Genomic DNA, 4,248 nt, shown 5'->3' on the forward strand with positions numbered 1-4,248 from the left:
CGACAGCGGGCGGCCACGGCCTCTCATGGATAGGTAGGCTGAGTGTCGCGCCAGCAGGGTTTCAAGGTTCGATCTGCGCGGATCCACCATTTGCCGATCACCTCGCCACTGGCGTCGGACAGCGTCATGCTGACCTCGGCGCCAGCGGCCGAGCCCCATCGGCTGAGCGTCCAGCCGGCGCTATGCGTTGGAGGCGGATCCGAAAAAGGCTTGGCGATCTTACTCAAAGGGTAGGGCCTGAAGGTCGGCAGGTGCTCGACCTCGCTCAGGACGGCGGTCAGTTGCGGGCAACTGCGTCCGTCTATCCACTGAACCTTTCCGGCGTTCTTAGCGCCGTCGAGCGAAGGGGCTCCGCCGAGCGTCTTGCGTACGAACCAGGCGGGGGACGGCTGAGGGACCGGCATGCCCGTTGCGCCGACGGCGACGTTGCGGCTGAACACCACCTGATGGGTTACGCCAGCGCCGCCATACTCGATGACCACCCAAGGGAATGAAGGGGCGCCTATATTGAACGGGCTAGACGCGGCGAGGACCATGCCTGCGAAGATGGGAACCAACATCAAGGTACTCCGCGTTACTGATAGGAGCACATCATAGGGTTAGCTTCCCTGCAACCTAAAATTGTTAAAATAGGCTGGCGAACAAAAAAGGCCGCGGAGCTTTCGCTGCGCGGCCTCTTCGTATCGAACTAGCGGAGAGCCTAGGCCTTGGGCGGCGCCGTATTGCCGCCAGCCGCCGGAGCGGCGGGGGCCGTGGCGGCGCCGGCGGCCGGAGCCGTCGTGCCACCCGGAGCGCCCGGGGCGGCGGCGTCAGCGGCCGGAGCGCCCTCGGCGGCGGGAGCCGCGGCGGCGGCGGCCGGACGCGGCGGCGGCACCGGCAATTTGCTGCCCAGGCTGTGCAGATAGGCGATGACCGCGATGCGATCTTCCGGCTTCTTCAGGCCCACGAAGGTCATGTTGGTGCCGGGCACGTCCTTACCCGGGGCCTTCAGGAAGGTGTAGAGGGCGTCGTAGTCCCACATCGGGGTCTTGCCCGAGAAGTCCTTCATCGCGCCCGAATAGTTGAAGCCCGGGTGGGCGGCCGGCTTGCGGCCCACCACGTCCCACAGGCCCGGGCCCGTGGCGTTGGCGTTCGACGCGTCCAGCTTGTGGCAGGCGGCGCACTTGGCCGAGACGGCCTGGCCGGCGGCCACGTTGGCCGGGGTCAGGACGGCGTTCCAGTCGGGCGGGGTGTCTTCGGCCGCCGCGGCGCCGCCGGCGCCTTCTTCCTGGACCGCGATCTCGTAGCCGGCCTTCTCGACTTCGGTCTTCTTGAAGACGATGTCGGAGGCTTCCTTCAGGCCGAAAATAACCAGAAGGGTAGCCAGCGCACCGCCAGCGATCTTGTTGAACGTCAGGTCGCTCATCTCAGCCTTGTCAGCCTCTTGCCAGCCCGTCCGATGGCGGGCTCGAATTCCCCGACGCGAGAGGGGCCGCAAGCGAGTCCCCGACGCGCGTCATGTTGCGCTCGCGTCTCTTACACGCTACCGCCCCTCGCGCAACCGGGCAGCAAAGATTTGAGGTCATGAACCCCATCGTCCTGATCCCCGCGCGGATGGCGGCGACCCGTCTTCCGGGCAAGCCGCTGGCCGACATCGGCGGCGTCCCGATGATCGTGCGGGTCCTGAACCAGGCCCGCGCCGCGGCGATCGGTCCGGTGGCCGTGGCCGCGGGCGATCCGGAAATCGTCGAGGCGGTTCAAAAGGCTGGCGGGATGGCGGTTCTGACCGATCCCGATCTGCCGTCGGGCTCGGACCGGATCCTGGCCGCGCTCGCGCAACTCGATCCGGGGTTCGAGCACGACGTGGTGATCAATCTGCAGGGCGACATGCCCTTCGTCGATCCGGCCGTGCTGGCCGACTGCGCCCGAGTACTTAAGGAATTCGACGACGCCGATATCGCGACGGTCGTCGCGCCGGAAGCCTCGCCCGCCGACCGGACCAATCCCGACGTGGTCAAGGCCGTGCTGGCCATGGAGGACGACGGCCAGAGCGGTCGCGCCCTCTACTTCACGCGCTCGGCCCTCTATGGCGAGGGCCCGGTCTGGCGCCACATCGGCATCTACGGCTATCGCCGCGAGGCGCTGGAGGCGTTCAACGCCGCCTCGCCCTCGCCCCTGGAAAAGCGCGAGAAGCTGGAGCAGCTGCGCGCCATGGAGCTGGGCCTGACCATCCGCGCGGCGGTGGCGAAGACCGCCCCGATCTCCGTCGACAATCCCTCAGATCTCGAAGCGGCCCGCAAACAGGCCGAGGAAACCCAATGAGCATCCTCAAGAAGATCGCCTTCCAGGGCGAGCCCGGCGCCAACAGCCACGAGGCGTGCCGGACCTATTTCCCGGACTACGAGGCCTATCCCTGCAAGACCTTCGAGGAGGCGTTCGAGGCCATCAAGTCGGGCGCGGCCCAGCTGGGCATGATCCCGATCGAGAACTCGATCGCCGGGCGCGTGGCCGATGTCCACCACTTGCTGCCGGCCTCGGGCCTGAAGATCATCGGCGAGCGCTTCAAGCCGATCCGCTTCCAGCTGATGGCCAACAAGGGCGTCAAGCTGGCCGACATCAAGACCGTGGCCTCGATGCCGATCGCGCTCAGCCAGTGCCGCAACACCCTCAAGAAGCTGGGCGTGACGACCGAGGCGGCCGGCGATACGGCCGGGGCGGCCAAGGACCTGGCGCTGAAGCCCGACCCGCATCGCGCGGCCGTGGCCCCGGCCCTGGCGGCCGAGATCTACGGCCTGGACATCCTGATGCGCGACATCGAGGACGAGCGCCACAACACCACCCGCTTCCTGGTGATGACGGCCGACGCGAACCCGCCGGCCCCGGAGTTCACCCACCGCTGCGTGACCAGCTTCGTGTTCCGCGTCCGCAACCTGCCCGCCGCGCTCTACAAGGCGCTGGGCGGCTTCGCGACCAACGGCGTCAACATGACCAAGCTGGAGAGCTACATGGAGGGCGGCGCCTTCACGGCCACCTTCTTCTACGCCGAGGTCGACGGCCGGCCCGAAGACCGGTCGCTGGCCTTGGCGCTGGACGAGCTGAAGTTCTTCTCGGAGCGGTTCGAGATCCTGGGCGTGTACCCGGCCGATCCGTTCCGGGACCGGGGGGCGTAAAATCCTCCCCCGCAGCGCGGGGGAGCATCTAGAATACCCTTCCCCGAACGTCACCATTCCCCATAACGGCGTTCTCTGATCTTCTCCCCGTCGCAAAAACAACAATCCCTGGGGAGGGAGCCTTGCAGAGTTCGATGATCGCGCCGGTGATGGCGCTGGTGGCCTGGTCGCTGGTGATCTGGGTCTGGATGTACGTCCAGCGGATCCCGGCCATGCAGAAGGCGGGAATAAAGCCGCAGGACGCCCGGTTTCCGGGCTCGCTGAACACGCTGCCCGACGCCGCGCGCCAGGCGGCGGACAACTACAACCACCTGATGGAGCAGCCGACGATCTTCTACGCGGCGGCCCTGGCCATCCAGGTCGCCGGCCACGCCGACGCGCTGGGCGTGCGCCTGGCCTGGGCCTATGTGATCGTCCGCGTGCTGCACAGCCTGCTGCAGATCAGTATCAACCTGGTGCCGGTGCGGTTCCTGCTGTTCGCGGTCTCGACCGGCGTGCTGGCGGCGATGGTGGTGCGCGAGTTGATGCGGATTTTCTAGGGGCGCGTCCGCCAAATCCCTCTCTCTTTGAGAGAGGGAGGGGCCCGCCGCGAAGCGGTGGGAGGGTGAGAGGTTACAGCGGTAGCCGGAGTGCCGGCACGCCGTCGATCCTCGTAACCTCTCACCCCAACCCTCTCTCTTAGAGAGAGGGAGCTCGCTTTGCCGCTAGTTGGCGTCGAGGCCAATGTCCAAAACCGGGGCCGAGTGGGTCAGGGCGCCGACGCTGATGACGTCGACGCCGGTCTCGGCGATCGCCTTGACCGTCAGCAGGTTCACCCCGCCCGAGGCCTCCAGCACCGCGCGGCCCTTGGCCAGGGCGACGGCGGTCTTCAGGTCGTCGAGGCTGAAGTTGTCCAGCATCACCACGTCGGGGCCGTGCTTGAGGGCCTCGTCCAGCTGGTCCAGGCCGTCGACCTCGACCTCGACCTTCACGAGATGGCCTGCGTGGGCGCGGGCTCGCCTCACGGCTTCGCCGACCCCGCCGCAGGCGGCGACGTGGTTGTCCTTGATCAGGATGGCGTCATCCAGGCCGAAGCGGTGGTTGACCCCGCCGCCGCAGC

The 4,248-nt window shown here is 67.3% G+C and carries 6 protein-coding genes; 3 read left to right on the plus strand and 3 right to left on the minus strand.

Going from position 1 to position 4,248, the window contains the following annotated elements; translation table 11 throughout:
- Positions 1–23: 23 nt before the first annotated feature.
- Both VJ655_RS00545 and VJ655_RS00550 read right to left on the minus strand, forming a co-directional pair.
- Entirely contained in the window at positions 24–560 is a 537-nt protein-coding gene (locus VJ655_RS00545) for a hypothetical protein (RefSeq protein ID WP_324097438.1), read from the minus strand.
- 140 nt (positions 561–700) lie between these two features.
- Positions 701–1,405 (minus strand): cytochrome c family protein, encoded by a 705-nt coding sequence (locus VJ655_RS00550; RefSeq protein WP_324097439.1) that lies wholly within the window; start codon positions 1,403–1,405, stop codon positions 701–703.
- Positions 1,406–1,563: 158 nt separating this feature from the next.
- Here VJ655_RS00550 and VJ655_RS00555 point away from each other — a divergent pair, with 158 nt between their 5' ends.
- From VJ655_RS00555 to VJ655_RS00565, 3 genes are all read left to right on the plus strand, one after another.
- Positions 1,564–2,301 carry a 3-deoxy-manno-octulosonate cytidylyltransferase gene (locus tag VJ655_RS00555; protein WP_324097440.1) on the plus strand — a complete coding sequence of 246 codons (738 nt, stop codon included), beginning with the start codon at positions 1,564–1,566 and terminating at the stop codon, positions 2,299–2,301.
- Positions 2,298–3,149, plus strand: coding sequence for a prephenate dehydratase (locus VJ655_RS00560; RefSeq protein ID WP_324097441.1), 852 nt, complete (start codon positions 2,298–2,300; stop codon positions 3,147–3,149). Before VJ655_RS00555 ends, VJ655_RS00560 begins: the two co-directional genes overlap by 4 nt.
- Positions 3,150–3,271: 122 nt before the next feature.
- Positions 3,272–3,688 carry an MAPEG family protein gene (locus tag VJ655_RS00565; protein ID WP_324097442.1) on the plus strand — a complete coding sequence of 139 codons (417 nt, stop codon included), beginning with the start codon at positions 3,272–3,274 and terminating at the stop codon, positions 3,686–3,688.
- A gap of 165 nt (positions 3,689–3,853) precedes the next feature.
- Here VJ655_RS00565 and VJ655_RS00570 read toward each other — a convergent pair.
- The coding region (locus VJ655_RS00570; RefSeq protein ID WP_414646906.1) for a nicotinate-nucleotide diphosphorylase at positions 3,854–4,248 on the minus strand (395 nt) is incomplete at its 5' end.

It is taken from the genome of Caulobacter sp. (assembly GCF_035254145.1).
Taxonomy (GTDB): domain Bacteria; phylum Pseudomonadota; class Alphaproteobacteria; order Caulobacterales; family Caulobacteraceae; genus Caulobacter.